We start from the raw sequence: 3,879 nt of genomic DNA on the forward strand, positions 1-3,879 counted from the left end.
TTCCTGCGCCGCAGACAGTACCGCCGCGCCATGCAGCCGTCCGCTGCCGATCACCACGCCGTCATCGAACGATACCGGCGCGTCCAGCTGTTCGAGATGCGGACTGGTGAATCGCGTGGCCGGCGGCAGGATTTCCCTGAAGCTGCCCGGGTCGAGCAGGCGCTGGATGCGCTCGCGGGCATTGGACTCGAGATAGCTGCTCATGGCGTTCCCTGGAACATCGATTCGGCGGCCTGGTCGAGGCGCAGGCTGACCACTGCCGGTGTCGCTCCCATGTCGTTGATGGAGATGCGCGTATCCGCAAGCGGCCAGCGTGCATGGAAGTCGGCCATCACGGCATTCCAGATCGCACCGAACCCGACGGCGGCGGTCTTGACTTCGATCTCGCAGGCGCCGCCCAGGGCTGCCGGTTCCATCAGGACTTCGAGATTGCCGGAACTGACGACGCCCACCAGCTGCGCCTGCGCGCTGCTCTTGCGGTTGCCGTGTTCAAAGCGGAATGTCAGTGTTTCCATGATGTGCCTACCAGTTCCTGAAACGCTTCGGCGGGTCGTACAGTCCACCCGATGCGCGCACCAGTTCCTTCATGTTCCTTGCGGCGAGCAGGTCGCGCGTGGCGAGCCGCTTGTCGATGCCGAGGTCCTCCGGCCGCCGGATGATGCCGCGGTCGCGCAGGTTCTCGACCATGCGCCGGTCGCGCGCGAGACCGACCGCGGTGTAGCCGGCGACGCCGCGAATCGCCTGCTCGCGCTCCTCGTCGGTGCGGCACAGCAGCAGGTTGGCGATGCCTTCCTCGGTCAGGACGTGGGATACGTCTTCGCCATAGATCATGACCGGCGGGATCGCCATGCCGGCCTGTTCGGCCAGTTGCCATGCATCGAGCTTCTCCACGAAGGCGGGCTGCATGTGCTCGCGGAAGGTTTCCACCATCTGCACCACCAGCTTCTGGCCGCGCGGCATCAGGTTCTTGCCGTCACGCGCCTGCCGTCCGGCCTGCAGCCACGCCGGACTGATATGCCGCCGCCCGCGCGCATCCGCGCCCATGTTCGGTGCGCCGCCAAACCCGGCGACCCGGCCGGTGGTGGCCGTCGACGAGTTGCCCTGCAGGTCGATCTGCAGCGTCGATCCGATGAACATGTCGCAGGCGTAATGCCCCGCCGCCTGGCACATCGCGCGGTTGCTGCGCATCGAGCCGTCCGGCCCGACGAAAAAGATGTCCGGGCGAGCACGGATGTAGGCCTCCATGCCGAGCTCGGAGCCGAAGGAATGCACCGATTCGACGAAGCCGGCTTCGATCGCCGGGATCAGCGCCGGGTGCGGATTCAGCGCCCAGTACCTGGCGATCTTGCCTTTCAGTCCGAGCGACTCGGCATAGGTCGGCAGCAGCAGCTCGATGGCGGCGGTATCGAAGCCGATGCCGTGGTTGAGACGCTCGACGCGGTACTCGGCATAGATGCCCTTGATGGCCATCATCGCCATCAGCACCTGTATCTCGGAGATCTGCGCCGGATCGCGGGTGAACAGCGGCTCGATGTAATACGGCGCCGGCGACTGGACGACGAAGTCCACCCAGTCCGCCGGGATATCCACTCGCGGCAGGGTGTCGTCGATCCGGTTGACCTGGGCGATCACGATGCCGCTCTTGAATGCGGTCGCCTCGACGATCGCCGGCGTGTCCTCGGTATTCGGCCCGGTGTAGAGGTTGCCGTGCCGGTCGGCCGCTTCCGCGACCACCAGCGACACGCGCGGGGTCAGGTCGATGAAATAACGGGAGAACAGTTCGAGGTAGGTATGGATGGCGCCGATGTTCAGCTTCCCCGCCGCCGTCAGCCGCGCAAGGCGCGCCGCCTGCGGCCCGGAAAAGGAGAAATCGAGGCGCGAGGCAATGCCGCGCTCGAACACGTCGAGATGCTCGGGCAGCGCGATGACGGACTGCAGCATGTGCAGCCCGCTGATGCGCGCCGGGTCGAGGCCGGCCAATGCCCTGGCGAGGAAGTCGGCCTGCTTCTGGTTATTGCCCTCGATGCAGACACGGTCTCCCGGCTCCAGCACCGCATGCAGCAGGTCGCCGATGCGGCCGGCCGGGCACGCCTTGCCGGACAACGCCTCGCCCAGGGCGCGGCGCACGCGTTCCAGGCGGACCGACCGGTTGGCCTGCTGTTGATTCCAGATGCGGTCGGGCGCGCCCATGGGTTTCTCCGGCTCGGGTTGATGCCTGGTGCTTCTTCAGTCGAGTTTGACGTTCGCGGTTTTCACGACCTTGTTCCACCGGCTCACGTCGGATGCGACGAATTTGCCGAACTCGTCCCGCGACATGGTCGGTACTTCGGATCCGGCATTGGTCCAGCTCGCCTGCAGCTCCGGTGACGCCAGCGCCTTTCTCACCTCGGCGGACATGCGCTCCACGAGTTCGGGCGGCGTGCCCTTCGGCGCGAACAAGCCATACCAGGTCGACACCTCGTAGTCCGGGACGCCTGCCTCGGCTGCGGTCGGGATATCGGGAAAGCCCGGCGCGCGCTTGGACGACGCCACGGCCAGCGCCTTGATCCGGCCGCCCTTGAGATGGGACGCCGACGAACCGAGGCCGTCGAACATCATGTGCACCTGCCCCGCCACCAGGTCCTGCAAGGCAGGGCCGGCGCCGCGATAGGGAATATGCGTCAGCTGGGTCTTGGTCTGGATCTTGAACAGCTCGCCGGCGAGGTGGTGCGATGTGCCGTTGCCGGCGGAGGCGAAGTTCACCTTGCCCGGGTTCTTCTGCGCATACTCGACAAAGGATTTGAGGTCGTTCACCGGCACCTGCTGCGCATTGACCACGATCACCTGCGGCGGCGTCGCCACCAGGGCGACGGGAATGAAGTCCTTCAGGATGTCGTAGTCGAGCTTGGGGTAGATCGACGGCGCGATCGCGTGGTGCGCGGCGCCCATGAAGAAGGTGTAGCCGTCAGGCTGCGCTTTCGATGCCACGCTGGCGCCGAGCGTGCCGCCCGCGCCGCCGCGATTATCGACGATCACCGTCTTGCCGAGCTGCTTGCTCAATTGCGCGGACAGGGGCCGCGCAAAGGCGTCGGTACCGCCGCCCGCGGGGAACGGCACGATGATGGTGACGGGACGGTCGGGCCAGGCCTGCGCGGCACAGGTGGCTGAGAAGGCAAGACCGGCTAACAGAAGCAATGCGCGTTTGAACATCATGGTTGTCTCCACCAGAAAGGAGGTTGGTCGGTGCCGCTTGGCGGTCTGTTTTGGGTAAATTTATACAAAATGCTGTTTCATGTATACATAAACCGTTTTTGAATATGCAATTCGGTTGATAAATCTCAAAAACAGCCCTGCTTTTAAATAATTGCCAACAGAATGTCCCTGTTTATGAAGGCGATTTGCCTGGGAAATGACACAATCATGCACGACGGCGCTTTATACATACATTCCGGCCCGGGATGTATACATAAAGCGCCGATAAGTCCTGTTTTCCCGACCATCAACCCATTTTCTTGCCCGTATTCATGAAAAGTCGTTCCCAATTCCTTCGGGATGCCATCGAAGAACAAATCGCCGTCGGTGAGCTGCGCCCCGGCCAGCATCTGGATGAAACCGAACTGGCGGCGCGATTCGAGGTGTCCCGCACCCCGATCCGCGAAGCGCTGATCCAGCTCGCCTCCATGGGCCTGGTCGTCATACGGCCACGGCGCGGCGCCGTCGTGGCGGAAATCACGCCGCAGCAACTGGTGGAAATGTTCGAAGTGATGGCGGAGCTGGAAGCGGTGTGCGGCCGGCTTGCCGCGCGGCGCATGTTCGCCGAGGAGCATGCGGAGTTGCTGAAGGCGCACGAGGCCTGCCGGGAGGCTCATGAATCGGGCGATGCGGACAATTACTATTACC

At 64.1% G+C, this 3,879-nt stretch carries 4 protein-coding genes and 1 pseudogene; 1 reads left to right on the forward strand and 4 read right to left on the reverse strand.

Annotation, left to right across the window (positions count from 1 at the left end; translation table 11 throughout):
- The 4 genes and pseudogenes from V7080_RS24680 to V7080_RS24695 all read right to left on the reverse strand — a co-directional run.
- A pseudogene (locus tag V7080_RS24680) lies at positions 1-204 on the reverse strand (biotin-independent malonate decarboxylase subunit beta); the annotation flags it as partial.
- On the reverse strand, positions 201-515 hold the full coding sequence (mdcC, locus tag V7080_RS24685) for a malonate decarboxylase acyl carrier protein (protein WP_334191022.1): 315 nt from the start codon (positions 513-515) through the stop codon (positions 201-203). The gene mdcC and the pseudogene V7080_RS24680, both read right to left, overlap by 4 nt.
- 7 nt (positions 516-522) lie before the next feature.
- A complete protein-coding gene (gene mdcA / locus V7080_RS24690; protein ID WP_334191023.1) occupies positions 523-2,190 on the reverse strand; it encodes a malonate decarboxylase subunit alpha in 1,668 nt (555 codons plus the stop codon).
- A gap of 36 nt (positions 2,191-2,226) precedes the next feature.
- Complete coding sequence (locus tag V7080_RS24695) at positions 2,227-3,192, reverse strand: Bug family tripartite tricarboxylate transporter substrate binding protein (RefSeq protein ID WP_334191024.1); 966 nt, start codon at positions 3,190-3,192, stop codon at positions 2,227-2,229.
- A 311-nt stretch (positions 3,193-3,503) separates the two neighbouring features.
- Here V7080_RS24695 and V7080_RS24700 point away from each other — a divergent pair.
- A partial coding sequence (locus tag V7080_RS24700; protein ID WP_334191025.1) for a GntR family transcriptional regulator occupies positions 3,504-3,879 on the forward strand: 376 nt, incomplete at its 3' end.

This window comes from Noviherbaspirillum sp. (assembly GCF_036846085.1).
Lineage (GTDB): Bacteria > Pseudomonadota > Gammaproteobacteria > Burkholderiales > Burkholderiaceae_D > Noviherbaspirillum.